16 protein-coding genes and 1 riboswitch are annotated in these 15,562 nt (G+C 40.7%); of the genes, 11 read left to right on the forward strand and 5 right to left on the reverse strand.

Features of this window, described 5'->3' with window-relative positions; genetic code table 11:
* Positions 1 to 78 precede the first annotated feature (78 nt).
* From nhaC to manA, 4 genes are all read left to right on the forward strand, one after another.
* A complete protein-coding gene (gene nhaC, locus FC56_RS02080; RefSeq protein ID WP_056977726.1) occupies positions 79 to 1,497 on the forward strand; it encodes a Na+/H+ antiporter NhaC in 1,419 nt (472 codons plus the stop codon).
* A 211-nt stretch (positions 1,498 to 1,708) separates the two neighbouring features.
* The gene (gene apf, locus FC56_RS02085) at positions 1,709 to 2,407 is read left to right on the forward strand and encodes an aggregation-promoting factor (protein ID WP_225425398.1); all 699 of its coding nucleotides are present in this window, start codon (positions 1,709 to 1,711) and stop codon (positions 2,405 to 2,407) included.
* Positions 2,408 to 2,850: 443 nt separating this feature from the next.
* Complete coding sequence (locus FC56_RS02090; protein ID WP_056977730.1) at positions 2,851 to 3,744, forward strand: metal ABC transporter solute-binding protein, Zn/Mn family; 894 nt, start codon at positions 2,851 to 2,853, stop codon at positions 3,742 to 3,744.
* A gap of 140 nt (positions 3,745 to 3,884) precedes the next feature.
* Complete coding sequence (gene manA, locus FC56_RS02095) at positions 3,885 to 4,838, forward strand: mannose-6-phosphate isomerase, class I (protein WP_056977925.1); 954 nt, start codon at positions 3,885 to 3,887, stop codon at positions 4,836 to 4,838.
* A 39-nt stretch (positions 4,839 to 4,877) separates the two neighbouring features.
* Here manA and FC56_RS08085 read toward each other — a convergent pair whose 3' ends face one another.
* Positions 4,878 to 5,036, reverse strand: a complete 159-nt coding sequence (locus tag FC56_RS08085; protein WP_156410656.1) for a hypothetical protein — start codon at positions 5,034 to 5,036, stop codon at positions 4,878 to 4,880.
* 553 nt (positions 5,037 to 5,589) lie between these two features.
* On the opposite strand from FC56_RS08085, the gene FC56_RS02100 reads away from it, so the two are divergent.
* Positions 5,590 to 6,438 carry an alpha/beta hydrolase gene (locus FC56_RS02100; RefSeq protein WP_056977732.1) on the forward strand — a complete coding sequence of 283 codons (849 nt, stop codon included), beginning with the start codon at positions 5,590 to 5,592 and terminating at the stop codon, positions 6,436 to 6,438.
* On the opposite strand, the gene FC56_RS02105 is transcribed toward FC56_RS02100, so the two are convergent.
* Positions 6,416 to 7,072, reverse strand: coding sequence for a YczE/YyaS/YitT family protein (locus FC56_RS02105; RefSeq protein WP_056977734.1), 657 nt, complete (start codon positions 7,070 to 7,072; stop codon positions 6,416 to 6,418). The genes FC56_RS02100 and FC56_RS02105 overlap by 23 nt on opposite strands.
* 120 nt (positions 7,073 to 7,192) lie before the next feature.
* On the opposite strand from FC56_RS02105, the gene FC56_RS02110 reads away from it, so the two are divergent.
* The 4 genes from FC56_RS02110 to glpK all read left to right on the forward strand — a co-directional run bounded on the left by FC56_RS02110 (position 7,193) and on the right by glpK (position 10,634).
* Positions 7,193 to 7,816, forward strand: coding sequence for a hypothetical protein (locus FC56_RS02110; protein WP_056977736.1), 624 nt, complete (start codon positions 7,193 to 7,195; stop codon positions 7,814 to 7,816).
* A gap of 122 nt (positions 7,817 to 7,938) precedes the next feature.
* Positions 7,939 to 8,646, forward strand: a complete 708-nt coding sequence (locus FC56_RS02115) for an MIP/aquaporin family protein (protein WP_056977739.1) — start codon at positions 7,939 to 7,941, stop codon at positions 8,644 to 8,646.
* Positions 8,647 to 8,711: 65 nt separating this feature from the next.
* Positions 8,712 to 8,933, forward strand: a complete 222-nt coding sequence (locus FC56_RS02120) for a hypothetical protein (protein WP_056977741.1) — start codon at positions 8,712 to 8,714, stop codon at positions 8,931 to 8,933.
* A 180-nt stretch (positions 8,934 to 9,113) separates the two neighbouring features.
* Positions 9,114 to 10,634 carry a glycerol kinase GlpK gene (gene glpK / locus FC56_RS02125; RefSeq protein ID WP_056977742.1) on the forward strand — a complete coding sequence of 507 codons (1,521 nt, stop codon included), beginning with the start codon at positions 9,114 to 9,116 and terminating at the stop codon, positions 10,632 to 10,634.
* A 33-nt stretch (positions 10,635 to 10,667) separates the two neighbouring features.
* Here the strand turns inward: glpK and FC56_RS02130 are convergent, their stop codons facing one another.
* The 3 genes from FC56_RS02130 to FC56_RS02140 all read right to left on the reverse strand — a co-directional run bounded on the left by FC56_RS02130 (position 10,668) and on the right by FC56_RS02140 (position 13,496).
* Positions 10,668 to 11,081: a hypothetical protein gene (locus FC56_RS02130; protein WP_056977744.1), complete on the reverse strand. Its 414-nt coding sequence runs from the start codon at positions 11,079 to 11,081 to the stop codon at positions 10,668 to 10,670.
* A 21-nt stretch (positions 11,082 to 11,102) separates the two neighbouring features.
* Positions 11,103 to 12,509, reverse strand: a complete 1,407-nt coding sequence (gene rlmD / locus FC56_RS02135) for a 23S rRNA (uracil(1939)-C(5))-methyltransferase RlmD (protein WP_056977746.1) — start codon at positions 12,507 to 12,509, stop codon at positions 11,103 to 11,105.
* A gap of 138 nt (positions 12,510 to 12,647) precedes the next feature.
* Positions 12,648 to 13,496, reverse strand: coding sequence for an aldo/keto reductase (locus tag FC56_RS02140; RefSeq protein ID WP_225425399.1), 849 nt, complete (start codon positions 13,494 to 13,496; stop codon positions 12,648 to 12,650).
* A 234-nt stretch (positions 13,497 to 13,730) separates the two neighbouring features.
* Between FC56_RS02140 and FC56_RS02145 the strand changes: the two genes are divergently transcribed.
* Together FC56_RS02145 and thiM are read left to right on the forward strand one after the other, a co-directional pair.
* A complete protein-coding gene (locus tag FC56_RS02145; RefSeq protein ID WP_056977750.1) occupies positions 13,731 to 14,588 on the forward strand; it encodes an oxidoreductase in 858 nt (285 codons plus the stop codon).
* Positions 14,589 to 14,601: 13 nt separating this feature from the next.
* Positions 14,602 to 14,700: riboswitch (TPP riboswitch) on the forward strand.
* 66 nt (positions 14,701 to 14,766) lie between these two features.
* Positions 14,767 to 15,561: a hydroxyethylthiazole kinase gene (gene thiM / locus FC56_RS02150; protein ID WP_056977752.1), complete on the forward strand. Its 795-nt coding sequence runs from the start codon at positions 14,767 to 14,769 to the stop codon at positions 15,559 to 15,561.
* Position 15,562: the final 1 nt, after the last annotated feature.

Here is a 15,562-nt window from a genome sequence, read left to right on the forward strand (position 1 = left end):
TATGCGTCCCTACTGTAATTAATTACAGTAGGGACTTTTTTTATGGTCATAAAGTTTTAGGAAAGGAAGCGAACAGCTATGAAACAAGAACAGACCAAGATTCAAGTTAGTTTGACAGAAGGAATTACTATTTTAGTAGTGATGATGCTAATTTTAGGCCTTGGGGTGATTAAATTTCAATTGAGTCCGGAAGTTCCGATTTTAGTAGTGATTGGGCTTTTAATGCTGTGGGCGCGAGTGCGTCATTTTAGTTGGGATCGTATTAACCAGGGACTGGTCGAAGGCGTAAGTACTGGAATTATCCCCATCTTTATTTTTATTTTAATTGGGGCGTTAATCAGTACCTGGATTATGAGTGGCGTAATTCCTAGTTTAATGGTGTTTGGGTTTCAATTAATTACTGCACGTTGGTTTTTGCCATCAGTTTTTCTAGTATGTGCAATTGTAGGTAGTGCGATTGGTAGTGCTCTGACCGTTATTTCTACCGTAGGAATTGCCTTTTTAGGAATGGGGATCACCATGGGACTTAATCCAGCGATGATTGCGGGGGCAATTATTTCTGGCGCAGTATTTGGGGATAAGACCTCACCACTATCTGACTCCACTAATTTGGCTGCTGCAATTGTGGGCGCTGATCTGTTTAGTCATATCAAAAACTTGATGTGGTCGACGATTCCAGCTTTCTTCGTGGCCTTAATTGGATACATGTTAATTGGACCTACTAGTTCGCAATTTGATAGTAGTGCGATTACTAAAACGGTGACCACGTTAAACCAGCACTTTTTTATTAGTCCTTGGGCGCTGTTGCCAATTGGATTAATGTTTGTTTGTGCTTGGATCAAAATTCCGTCGATTCCGACGTTGTTTATTAATATTGCGGTGGCGGTAGGGATGATCTTTATGACTCAACCGCGCACATCCTTAGCTAAAATTGTAGACGTGATTGTGAATGGCTTCGTTGCTAAAACTGGTAATACTAATGTGGATACTTTGCTTAGCCGGGGCGGTATTTTAGCGATGATGAGTACCGTTTCTCTGGTTATCATGGCGCTAGGGTTAGGCGGGATGCTGATGAACTTGGGAATTATTGAAGCGGTGATGGTACCAGTCTCCAAACATTTGAAGTCACCTAGTGCATTAGTGACTGCCACGATTTTAAGTGGTATCGGAGTTAATTTATTCGTCGGCGAACAATACCTCGCCAGTATTTTACCCGGTAACGCCTTTAAAGAAACCTACAAGCGAGCTGGGTTAGCCCCAGTAGCCCTTAGTCGAGTATTAGAAGACGGCGGGACCGTGATTAATTACTTGGTTCCTTGGGGTGTGGCAGCAGTATTTACCGCCAATGCTTTAGGAATTCCTACTTTGCAGTACTTGCCATTTGTCTTTTTCAGCTTAGCTTCACCAATTTTTTCATTACTAAGTGCTTACACGGGGATTGGTTTGAAACATTTAAAATCCAATTCAAAGGACAGTAAAGAGCTAGCTGGCAATTAGCACAGCAGGTAATCATGACTAAAGTAACGTCTCAATTATTACTTATAATTTACATTATTACGAAATACCGATTGTTTTTTAATCCTGTTGATATTACGTAGTAACACCTATGCCTTATAGTAAGCTATGTTGAATCGGTAAGAAGTACTCATCGTGCTACCGATTATGAAAAATGGAAATTAAAATTCTAGAGACTATAGGAGTGAATTCTTTGAAAAAACAATTATCATTATTACTTGCTACCGGTGCTGCTGCAGTTGGTTTGTACTTTGCGGGTTACACTTATGCTGATGCTTCATCCACTATTACCGTTAAGGCGGGAGATACTGTTGCTAAATTAGCCACAGAATACAACGATACGGTTAATGGAATTAAACAACGGAATAACTTGGCTGATGCTAACTTAATCGTGGTGGGCCAACAACTTAAAGTGGGTGCTGATAATAATACCGCTAACACCACCACAAATTACAATTATTCAACCCCAAAGACTAGCACTGCTAGTTATAGCTATTCAGCTCCTCAAAAAACCACAACTACTAACTATAGTTATGTAACCCCTAAAGCTAAGACTAGTTACACAGCTAAGAGTAATACTAATTACAGCACTAGCGGTAACTATGCAACTACTAGTTCTAACACTAGTGCTAACTCAACTTCTAGCTCTTATACTTCTAGTGCTTCTGGTTCCGATGCGTCTGCTAAAGCTTGGATCGCCAATAAAGAATCTGGTGGCTCTTATTCAGCTACCAACGGTCAATACATTGGGAAATATCAACTTTCCTCATCATACTTAAATGGGGATTACTCAGCAGCTAACCAAGAAAAAGTGGCTGATAAATACGTTGCTAGCCGTTATGGTTCTTGGAGTGCTGCTAAGGCATTCTGGCAAGCTAATGGTTGGTATTAAGATAAATTGCTAAGACCTTCGGGAATTAGCGACAATTAATTTAAGAAAACGGGATAGTTCGATACGAATTTGTATCGCGCTATCCCGTTTTTTGGTAGTTAAGAGAGCTAATTGAAGTTCGAAGCCGTTTTAGTAAAGTGCTGGAGAGAGAAACTAAATTTCTGAAAGAAATTTTTAGTTGAACCTTCGCAAGGTTGGCTAGAGTTTTGCTTTTTTGAAACTCAGCCGACTACTGCGCTTCGGGTACTTTCGAGTACCAATGAAAAAATGCTAAATAGTTCGATTTATTTTTAAATCGCTATTTAGCATTTTTATGTTGGACGGAAAAAGTAGTGAGGCAAAGCAGGTTTAAATTTAAGTTTTTGAAAAAAGATTTGCACCCCACTTCATTTTTTGATAGATTTAAATAGTAATTATTACTTTTTAAAAACGGGAGAAATTGAATGAGAAAACATTTAGGGGTCTGGATGCTGGTTTTATTGCTAGCAGTAGTGGTGTTTATTCTAACTGGATGTGGTAACCAATCTGCTCAACCTAAAACTGGTAAAATTAACGTGGTAAGCTCTCTTGATTTCTACGGTGAGGTTGCTAAAGAAGTCCTGGGTGATCATGGGAAAGTGACAACCTTGATTAATAATCCTAGCGTTGATCCCCATGATTTTGAACCAACTACTGGAGATGCTAAGAAAGTAGCACAAGCCAATGTTACTATCGCTAATGGATTAGGGTATGATGATTGGATGCAGCGACTCACCAGTAACGGCAGTGAGACAGCTAAAAACGTATTAGTTGGAGAAGAGGTAATGCATAAGCATGACGGTGATAATGAGCATGTTTGGTATAACCCGCAAACAATGGGAAAGTTAGCCACCCAACTAGCTGCTACCTATAGCAAAATTGATCCTCAGCATAAGCAGCAGTACTATGCTAATGCTCATAAGTATCAACGAAAGCTTCGAAAGCTAAACCAACTAATTAGTCGGGTGAAAACCAAGGTTAGTGGTCAAAAGGCGGACGTGAGTGAACCGATTTTTGATTATGGATTAGAAGCGTTAAACGTGAAAATTAATGATCGGCACTTTGAAAATGCTATTGATAAAGGAGTAGATCCTACACCAGCTGATATCAAGAAAATTCAAACCGATATTAAAGATCATCGCATTGCTTTTTTTGTGGATAACAAGCAAGTTTCCAGTCATACCGTGACTGATTTAGTGGAACTAGCTCAAGAAAATAACGTTCCGGTTTTGAAAGTCACCGAAACTTTGCCGAAGGGTCAAACCTATTTGGAATGGATGACTAGTCAATACCAGGCTTTAGAAAAATTACTCAAATAAACAAAAAGTTAACCAGCTTAAATATTAAGCTGGCTAACTTTTTTTGTTTATTGAATTTTTAAAATTGGTACAGACTAATTTTAAAAAATATTCTATACTCAAAGTAGAACGGATTTAAAATTGGAGGTACTAAAATGGTAATGAGTGAACCAATTTTTTTAAATGCACCACTACACGATAAATTATGGGGCGGGGATCACCTAACTGAGTACGGCTTTGACCTGCCTTCCGACCACGTAGGGGAAGCCTGGATTGTTTCGGCCCATCAACACGGCCAAAGTACCGTGGAAAACGGTCCTTTTAAGGGTCAAACCTTAGGCGAAGTTTGGGAACAACACCCAGAAGTTTTCGGTGGCCATCCAGCGGATCAGGCCTTTCCGTTGTTAGTTAAAATTTTAGATGCTAACACCGATTTATCAATTCAGGTACATCCTGACGATGAATATGCCAACCAACATGGTGAAAAATACGGTAAAACCGAAAGCTGGTACATTTTGGCAGCTACGCCGGATGCCAAACTTTACTTCGGGCATACTGCACAAACTAGAGAAGAACTGGCGCAAGCAGTGAATGAAGGCCGCTGGGATGATGTTTTGCGGACTGTGCCAGTTAAAGCTGGAGACTTTGTCTATGTCCCATCCGGAACTTTGCATGCCCTAGGAGCCGGAATTATTGCCTTAGAGACGCAACAAAGTTCTGATATTACATACCGGTTCTATGATTTTGATCGTCCAGACAAGCAAACTGGTAAGTTAAGACCATTACAAATTGATCAGGCGATTGAAGTTACGACGGTACCCCATCAGGATTATCCTACGCAACCAGAAAAGATCGCAATTCAAGATGGTACTTATACTAAATTAGTTCACGCCAAGTACTTTGACGTTGCTAAGATTGAAGTAAATGGTACTACTAAGTTAGAAGCTTTAAAACCTTACCAAATCATGACGGTGATCGATGGTTCTGGTAAGTTGAAGGTTGCTGGTCAAGACTATGACTTAACCAAAGGGCAGTCTTTGATTTTGCCAAACGACGTTAATGAATTTGAATTAACGGGTCAAATGACCTTGATTACCTCTAAGGCGAATAAATAATTCATAAGATAAAAACCATTCAATCAAATTGAATGGTTTTTATTTTTTAGAATATTTTTGCTGGCATATAATCCAAATAATAATAAAAAGAACGGTTTGGGTTATTGTATTTCGCCAGTTTTGGTGCAGTAGTTCATAACCAACCATGAAAATGCCGCTGATAATAATTAAGAGACTTTCGAATGTTCTTCTATTCATTGGATTCCTCCGTAACTGAGTATGATTAGCTCAGCGGCTTTATAACGCTATACTAGTATATATTTTATAGAGATCAAGTAATTATGTATAAAAAAAGGAGACAGCCGCTTGAGGCCGTCTCACTTTACTATTCTAGGGGAAGAATATATGAAAAGTAGTAAATCTATCTCATAAATTAAGGGGGAATTTAATTTATTAGAATGTAGGGGAAGAAGAGATTGCCAAATGATTTCGGAAAATCATTTGAGTCCTTCTTATCTACAAGTAATAATATACATGATTTGTTTAATGAAACAAGGATCAAAATGTGATTTTTTTGTGATACTAATTAAGTAATTTTAAATTTTTTTGAAACTCTAAAATGAGAATGATTTAAAAGGGTAAACCAATTGGTGTTAAAGCGATAAAGGGGATATATTACTTAGCAAAATATACCAATATTAGAAATTGTAAACCACTTGAAAAAATGTGAACTAAGTGTGAAAACACCCTTGTCATTAATGACATCTGAGATTAAAGTTATTATAAGTAAAAAATAATTGGAGGCGCCTCCATGAGCTTAGTGATGCTGCGCTTAAGATCCCAACTAAAAAAGCGGAATTATAAGAAGTTGGTAAGCAAAACCTTTATTCAACCTAACCAAAATTATAATCTATTTGCTCAACAACCAGAGTTAATGACTAAGCAACGTCAAGTGGCCGGTGGAACTTTAAACTGGCTAACCGATAATTCACGGGCTAAGGCTATTGTTTTGTATTTTCATGGTGGGGCACTAACCGCTCCGTTAAATGCTGACCAGGTACAACTGGTTAATCAAATTACCCAAGATCCGATGGTTAATGCCGTGATAGCAGATTATCCGTTATTAGGAAGTGCTTCTAGTGATCAAATTTTAACTTTTGCCACTACAGCATTAACCGAAGTGGCAACATCAGGTTTGCCGGTTATTTTGTTAGCGGATTCTGCTGGGGCGTGGTTGGTCAAATATTTATGGCAAGTACAACCCAAGTTGGTTGCGGCCACCATTTTAATTTCTCCGTGGCTGGACTGGCAGTTAACTAGTTCTAATGTGGTTAATTTAGCGGGCAAAGAGGTACTACTAGATTTAAGTACCATGCAAACGATTGGTCGTCAATTCTGGCAGGGATTAACTCCTAAGCAGCAGCAACTACTTCAGCAACCACTAGGAAAAGTGGGACCAGTCCAGGTGATTGTTGGCGGACATGAAATGTTGTTGCCGGTCGATAAGCAACTAGTAACTGAGTTAACCTTGCATAATTCGGTTGAATTGTTAGAATACCCCGCTGGTTTTCACGACTTTGTTTTGTGGTTCGAGCTTCCGGAAACTAAAAAAGCCATCCAAAAGATGGCAGCATTCATTAAAGATCAATATGGTGTTTGAGCTTAGGAAACATGTGGTAATCTGACCATTTCATCACGGCTCCTTGGGTTACTAAGGCCCAAACGGTTCCGAACCCAATAGCGTAAAGGCGACCCGTGAAGAAATAAGATAGACCGATGATAATTAGTGGTGGTAAGTAGCTAAGCCACTGAGAAATAATGGCACTGCCACTTCCAAATTTAAACCGAATAATGTAGGCCAAATCATCATTGGGGTGCATAATCAGGTTACTGCGAGTATACATGGAAACGGCAACAGCAACCATGAATAAACCAACAACGTCTAGAATAATTCGAAGAACTAATCCTAGCTGAGGAACTCCTAAAATATTCCAAATGTATTCAAATCCAGCCACTAAGTAGCTAAATGGGATAGTGTACATGATATTAGAGACGAACCGGCGCCGATCAAAGTGTCCCAGCAAAAGCTGGTTTAAGATCGTAACCGCTACGCCGTACAAAAACATCGCTGTGCCTAGCGGAATGCCGGTCCAATGAGAAAGGTTAACTGCCGACCCCGTCCAAACGGCACTCCCTAGATTGGTTGAAATTGCTAAGGCGTTTCCAGCAGCATTAATGATAATTGAGAGACATAAATATTTAAACCGTTGATTGAAGTCTTTGAGCGCGGGCATTTCAATCTCCTTTGAAATTCGTAATAATTTTATTATAGTCACATTCCGGGAAATAAGGCAAAAATAATCTGTGGCACTCATTATCGTGATATTATTAAATAAGAGCAGAGGTGATAAGCTATGACACAAGAATACTTAGAAGAAGTTGCGGAGAAAAATTTTTCTAAAAATCACTATTGGTTTATTCGCTTTAGATCTACCCGCTCGTATGCTAAGTTAGACCAGGCTCAAAAAGCTAATGCTTTTTACATTACCCAAGCATTTGTAGGTTTAGCTTATCGGTACCAACTACGATCGCCTAGAAGATGGACGGCAGCTTCCGTAAAAGAAGTTTTTAAGGAATACTTTCCTCGTAAAATTGCTGCTGATAAAGTTTTCTTTAACTCAGTGTTTCCAGTGATGCGACGTTATTTTGCCTTTTTAGGCGCCCAACACAAAATTAGTAATGCTCAGACGTTAATTAACGCACTGGATTCTCTGGATCCCCAAAAATTTGTTAACCACAGTAGTGACGTTAAATACTGGGATGATAGTAAGAAACAAGGTATGCGCATCATTTTAGGTTGGACAGATGGCTTTACGGAGCAAGACCAACAACGTTTTTCTGAAGATTGCAATATGTTTGTACCCTTGTCGGTAGTCAAACAGCATCGTAATTTGCCAGACAATATCGTAGTTTTAACGGATAGTCGGCGAAAACAAGCAGCTCAACGAATTGAACAACGAACAAAACAACAGAAATAAGTAATTAAAGCCGTCAGTTTAAAAACTGACGGTTTTTTTATAGCAAAATTTGAACCAATTAGTTAGTTCTGATATTCTTAATGAGAAATGAAAGCGTTTAACGCTGAAGGGATGGTTTTTTAATGAATGGATTTATTGGAGAGTTTTTAGGAACCATGGTTCTGATTATTTTTGGGACTGCCACTGGAGCCGGGGTGAATTTGAAAAAAACATATGGAAATAACGCCGGCTGGCTCTTGATCTGTTTAGCTTGGGGGATGGCAGTTACCATGGGAGTTTACGTTGCTGCAGCCTTTGGCGCACAAGGGCATTTAAATCCGGCAGTAACTGTTTCATATGCGGTATTTGGGATGTTTCCTTGGCATGATGTATTGCCATATGTTTTGGGTCAGTTTTTAGGAGCATTTGTGGGAGCCACGTTAGCTATTTTTCAATTTATTCCCCACTTCAAGGCTACTAAAAACGAAGCAGAGGGTAACTCAGTAGGAATTTTTGCTACGAGACCGGCGATTGCTTCTCCACTTTATAATTTGATTTCAGAAGTAGTTACCACCTTTGTGTTCATTTTTGTATTGCTTAACTTAGGTGATTTCACTACTGGTTTGAAGCCCTTTATCGTGGGGATGCTGATTATGGTTTTAGGGGTCAGCTTAGGGACCACCACCGGCTTTGCGATTAATCCGGCGCGAGATTGGGGTCCTCGATTGGCTTATACTATCTGGCCAATCCCGAATAAGTCAGGCGCAGAATGGAGTTATGCATGGGTACCGATGGTGGGACCTATGCTAGGGGGCTTCTTAGCGGCCGGACTACAATTTATTATTAAGTAAGCAAAACTATTGGCAGTGAGCCATAAAGTGGTTATAATATGTGAAAAAGTAAGCAAGGTGATAAAATGGCAACTGAATTAAAAAATTATGCACAGACCGTTTTAGATCAAGCGAGTGATGGCCATAACTACCATTGGGTGGATGAATATAATGGACGTCCTTATGAACCCATGTTGATTTCGCATGATAACCACTGTGGAGCGGTATTTTTAATTAGCCCCGAAGATTTTGCTAATGGTAAGCGTTGTTACCTTCATCAACACTGCGGGTGGCATCCCAAACGATAATTGGTATATATTTATTTAGTGAATTAATGCCCATGATATCAATATATTTGCCCTAATGACTACGCTATGGTATAGTTCGTGACGTAGGCTTTAGGGTTTTTTAATTTCTAAGCAATGAAATTATGATACGATATTAACTATAAAAAAATGAAATCGCTTGCGGTAAATTGGAGGTCTAGCATGTTAACAGATCAAAAAAAGTATATTTTATCAATCGATCAAGGAACCACTAGTACTCGAGCTATGCTTTTCGATCATTCGGGACGCAAAGTTATTGAGGGTTATAAGGAGATCGATCAGATCATCCCTCATAGCGGCTGGATTGAAGAAGACGCTAACGAAATTTGGAATTCAGTTTTGTCGGTAATTGCCAGTGCGCTAATTGACGGCGGAATTCATCCTGAAGACATAGAAGGAATTGGAATTTCTAACCAACGTGAAACTACGATTATTTGGGATAAGGAAACTGGTGAGCCGATTTATAATGCGATTGGTTGGCAATCTAAGCAAACTGCTCAATTGGCTCGGAAATTAGAGGCGGATGGTTATTCGAATTTAATTCATAAAAAAACGGGGTTAATTGTGGATTCTTACTTCTCAGCAACTAAAATTCGTTGGATTTTAGACCACGTTGCGGGAGCTCAAGAACGGGCGGAAAAGGGAGAATTGTTATTTGGAACGGTGGATACTTGGTTAACTTGGAAACTTTCTGGGGGCCGTTATCACGTTACCGATTACACCAACGCCAGTCGAACTATGTTGTTTAACATTCACGCTTTACGCTGGGACGAAGATATTTTGAAGTTGTTAAATATTCCGGCAGCGATCTTGCCAGAAGTGAAGACCTCTAGTGAAGTGTATGGCACTACGCAAAACTATCAGTTCTACGGCATTGAAGTTCCGATCGCCGGGATTGCTGGGGATCAACAGGCTGCTTTGATTGGTCAGATGGCATTTGAACCCGGAATGATTAAGAATACATATGGGGACGGGGCCTTCTTGATTATGAACACCGGATTGAAACCGGAGTTGGCGGATGATAACTTGTTGACTACGATCGCCTATAATATCGATGGGACTGTTAATTATGCGTTGGAGGGTTCTATTTTTGCAGCGGGCTCCGCGGTAAGTTGGCTCCACGATAATATGCAACTGATTGATAATGTCCCGGAATCTAGACAGGCGGCTATGAATTCCACTGATAACGATGAAGTATATGTGGTTCCAGCATTTAACGGGTTAGGAGCGCCATATTGGGACCAAGACGTGCGCGGGGCAGCCTTTGGGATGACGCGGGGAACCACTAGAAATGATTTTGTAAAGGCCACTTTGCAATCTATTGCTTATGGGACTAAGGACATTATTGAAACAATGGAAAGAGATACCCACATTCGGATCCCCCAACTGATGGCCGATGGGGGAGCTTCACGAAACCGTTATTTAATGCAATTTCAAGCTGATATCTTAAACATCCCAATTATTCGAGCTAGTGATGAAGATACGACTGCGTTTGGGGCCGCTGTATTGGCTGGCTTAGCGGTTGGCTTTTGGAAGGATATTGATGAAATTAAAGGTTTTGTAGAAACCGGGCGCTTATTTAAACCTGACATGGCTGCTGATCGACGTTCCAAACTTTACCGCGGTTGGAAAGCGGCAGTTGCCGCTACTCGGACTTTCCGGTTAACTGATTTGGAAGATTAAAAAAAGAGTGAACACCAATGTGTTCACTCTTTTTTATTTCTCTTCGCTGAGGTATCGATTCTCAATTAACAGTTGCTTGGAACGCTGGTCAGCTGGTTGGTAACCAATATTAAATAAATGCTTGAAGTACATCATATTATAAAGGCCAGCCCAGATAAACCGACAAATGTTAGCCCCAATATAGTAAGCAACCTCAAAAGTTTCTCCCATTGCCATGGAAATCCCCATTCCCATGATTAATTGAATACTAATCATGCTTAGGAAATTGTACCAATCAGAGCGAAAAATTGATGGTAGCATCCCAAAAATCAAGCTAGTCCAAGAAAAGCCTACTTTGGCAATTCGCATCTGGCCATCGGCGCGTTTAACTACCGCAAAATTGGGTGGAATTGGGATCATGTTGTTATTATTTTGATCATCATTACCGTTACCAAACGGATTTTGCATAGTATAGCCTGCTTTCTGGAATTATTTTTTGGTGAATTTAACAACTGCTTCACAACGAGCAGTTTGAGGCATCATATCGATGGATTGGATCAAGTCTACTCGGTATTTATCCGTTAATTTAACTAAATCGCGGGCCAAAGTTGATGGATTACATGAAATGTAAACAAATTGGCTGGGAGCACTGGTTAAAATAGCATCAATTAACGAATCAGCTAAGCCAGTACGGGGAGGATCCACGATAATAATATCGGGATCAAAGCCATCTTCTAGCCAGGCTGGCAAGAGTTCTTCAGCTTCACCCACTTCGTAAAAGGCGTTAGTGATATGATTTTTTAAGGCATTATGGTTGGCATCGTCTACCGCTTCTTCGATGGTGTCCATACCGCGAACTTCGCGAACTTTGTCTGCAGCAAGGAGACCGATTGTCCCGACACCGGCGTAGGCATCCACAAGTTTCTCTTTACCAGTTAGTTTCAAAGACTTGAAAGCTTCGTGGTAAAGAGTAGGGGTCATAAATGAGTTTAACTGTAAGAAGGCTCTTGGTGATAAATCAAATTCGAGGCCGTCGAGCACTTCGGTGATTACCTTTTTACCTGCTAAGTGAATGGTTTGCTCGCCCCAGACTAATGAAGTCTTGCCGGGGTTCACGTTTTGGTTAACGGAAACCACTTCTGGTAATTCGGTGGCAATCCGTTCTAGAAGTTGACGTTTCTTCAATAGTTTAGGACTTTGGGTCACAAAAGTAACTTGAACTTCGTTAGTGGCAACGGCCGCTCTGACCACCACTGTTTTAATAATACCGGAGTTCTTTTCTTCGTCATACACGGGAATGTTGAGGTCGGCTATCATAGCAACAACGGCATTCATGACTTTCATTACTAGTGGATATTGTAAGGCACTGGTTTTGAGGTCTACCACGTTGTGGCTACGAGCTTCATACAAACCGGCAACTACTTGTCCATCTTGTTCGCGAACCTGGAATTGCGCTTTATTCCGGTAAGCTACGGGATTATCCATCCCGATAGTTTGCGGAATTTTGTAGTGTTTATAACCGGCTGGCTTGAATTTTTCGAGGGCACTAATGATCATGTCCCGTTTAAATTGTAACTGAGCTGGGTAGGCCAAGTTTTCGAGTTCAAAGCCACCCACTTCGTTAGCGTAAGCATCTACCGGTTCGATGCGATCGGCTGAAGTTTGTAAAATTTCGGTGAGATCTGCCCGAATAAAGCGAGGAAGATCTTCTCGAACGGTGACCCGCACCACTTCATTAGGTAAAGCACCAGGAACGAAAACCAGTTTGCGTTGGTAGTAACCAATACCTTCTCCGTTGATTCCTAGGCGTTTGATAGTAATTTTGAATTGTTCGCCAGGTGTTACGGAAACACCGTCGCGATCGTAGTTATTGTAATTTTTTTCGTATTTAGTCATGGGAACTTCCTTACTGCTTAGTATTCGCTCATTATAACAGAGATGGTCAATGTTTGTCAGATTAGCCTAGCATTTTAATAAAATAAAAGCCGCTTGGTAAGGGTGACTAACCAAGCGGATAAGTTAACTTAAATTTGCTTAAAAATCTGCGGTATCTGGATCCGTAACTAATTCAGCTTGACCATGGAACCCATCGATAGTTTTCATATCGGCTGGTTCTAGTTCGAAGTCAAAAATATCGGCGTTGGCCTTGATATATTCTTCGTGAACGGACTTAGGTAATGGTAAGAAACCGTGTTGTAATGACCAACGAAGGACTACTTGAGCGGCAGACTTATTGTATTTAGCGGCAATGTCATTAAGGGCCGGGATCTTAAGAACTGAACCAGTACCTAATGGACTGTAAGCTTCGGATAAAATATCGTGATCGTCATTGTATTCTACTACCCCAGGTTGTAAATCACTAGGGTTTAGGAAGATTTGGTTAACCATTGGAGTGATTTCAGCGGTTTCTAGTAGGGCATCTAGGTGGTGAGGTTTGAAATTAGAAACCCCGATCGCTTTAGCCTGGCCAGATTTATAAAATTCTTCCATGGCTTTCCAAGATTGGGCGTTAACTTCCTTCCAGTTAGAACGGAAGTTGACTGGGTTAGGCCAGTGAATGAGGTATAAATCAACGTAATCCAAACCTAATTTACTTAATGAGTCAGCAAAAGCTAGCTTTGTTGCTTCATAACCGTGATCGTTGTTCCAAAGTTTAGTGGTAACAAAGATGTCTTTGCGATCCACACCACTATCCTTAATGGCTTGGCCCACAAATTCTTCGTTGCCATAGCCAGCGGCGGTATCAATGTGACGATAACCCGCTTTTAACGCTGCCAATACTGAATCGTAAGCTTCGTCGCCATCAGCTTGCCAAGTACCAAAGCCCACTACTGGAATTTTATTTCCGTTAGAAAGGGTATATGTATCAGTTAATCCTGCCAAAACGATCCCTCCAATTTCTTTTAGTAAATACATTCTAAATAAAAATCAAATTTAGTCAAATTTAATGTAAAAAAGAATATATAGCAGTTTAATTTCTGAAAACATGATAATATATACAATATATTCAGTAACCGATGGCATGTTAACAACAATGGTAACGCTATCTGGTTACGGTTAATTTAAAGAATTATACCGAAAAAATCGTGGTAAACACCACCCCGAGGAGGATATAGTATGGAACGAAATGTAGCAATTGTGACGGGTGCTTCATCTGGAATTGGAATGCAAATTGCCAAGAACCTAAAGCGAAATGGCTTCAACGTTTTTGGCTTGGCTCGGCGAGTAGACAAAATGAACGCATTAGATAATTTGGGGATTAACACCATGTATCTAGACGTAGCTGATGAAGACAGTGTTGATGCCGCAATTAAGCAAATTGTAGCTCAAACTGGTCGAATTGACGTTTTAGTTAATAACGCTGGCTATGGTTCTTTTGGGGCGGTGGAAGAAGTACCGTTAGAAGAAGGCGAGTACCAATTCAAAGTCAACGTTTTTGGAACAATGAAGATGATCCAAGCTGTCTTGCCAACGATGCGTGAACAACACAGTGGTCGGATTATTAATATTTCATCAGTAGACGGTAAAATTGCTCAATTAATGGGCAGTTGGTACGTTGGTTCTAAGTTTGCCATTGAAGGGATCAGTGACGCATTAAGATTAGAACTTAAGCCATTTGGAATTGACGTCATCGTAGTTGAACCAGGGGTAGTGGCCTCAGAATGGTCAGCAGTAGCAATGGATAAGTTGGTGGATAGTTCTGCTAATGGTCCTTACGCTGGAATGGCCCGTCAAGCTCAGAACTTTATGACTGCCACTAGTCAATTTGCTTCTCAACCTCGCGTAGTAGCTCGACTAGTTGATATGGCAGCGATTAGTCGCCGGCCAAAGACTCGTTACGCTGGTGGTGCTGGTGCTAAGCTGGGATTGTGTGCTCGCAAAGTCCTTTCTGATCGCGCTATGGATGCTTTGATGACAGCAATGTATCGGTATACTTCTAAGATGGTTAACCACGAAATCGCGATTAATCGTTAATTAAATAACTAAGAAAAAACACTAGGGGTGCCTTTGTGGCTGAGATGGAATTATCCAATCCCTTGGAACCTGTAAGTTAATACTTGCGTAGGGAATGTGTGCTGTTTTACTGAGCCGTTACCCGCAAGTAATTAGGTAGCGGCTTTTTTGCTGCCTCAATTATGAGGAGGAAACTATAATGAAATTTGAATTATTAGATCAGGTCAGAACCCAAAATCCAATTGCCTTTAATATTTCCAACTTTGTGACCGTCCAAGACGTAGCTAATGGCATTAATGCCATCGGAGGTTCACCAATCATGTCTGAGGAAATCAACGAAGCTAACGCCATGGTCCAGATGAGCAATTCCGTAACGATTAATCTAGGGGCATTTACCGAAGCCCAACTCGACCAAATCAAAGCAGTGGGCCTAGCAGCTCAAGATAATTTTAAGCCAGTAGTCCTAGATCCAGTGGCTGTGGGCGCGGTCGCTTACCGTTTAGAACGTTGCAATCAATTATTAGACGAATTTCCGGTGACGGTCATTCGTGGTAATGCTGGTGAAGTGGCGGCCTTAGCAGACGTAGAATGGCAAAGCAAGGGTATTGATGCTGGTGACGGTAATGCTGACGTGGTGGCAATGGCTAAAGCATTAGCTAATAAGCGGAACTGTGTAGTAGTTTTGAGTGGCAAGACTGATGTGATCACTGATGGTAGTAGGGTAACTCAGGTCTACAATCAAACTGATTTATTCAAATTACACGTGGGTTCAGGAGACATGCTTTCTAGTACGATCGGAGTCTTTTTAGGAACTGGGGCTGATCCATACGAAGCAGCACAAATGGCTAGTTTGACTTTTGCAGTGGCTGGTCAAGTGGTAGCTAATAAAATGGAGCAACCTTTAGCCGGTAGTTTTGGCCCCCGGTTAATAGATGAGTTATACTTAATTAATAAGAGCACCGTCGAAGCTGTCGGTGATTTCAAGGAGGGATAGT

Source organism: Lentilactobacillus senioris DSM 24302 = JCM 17472, assembly GCF_001436555.1.
Classification (GTDB): Bacteria; Bacillota; Bacilli; order Lactobacillales; family Lactobacillaceae; genus Lentilactobacillus; species Lentilactobacillus senioris.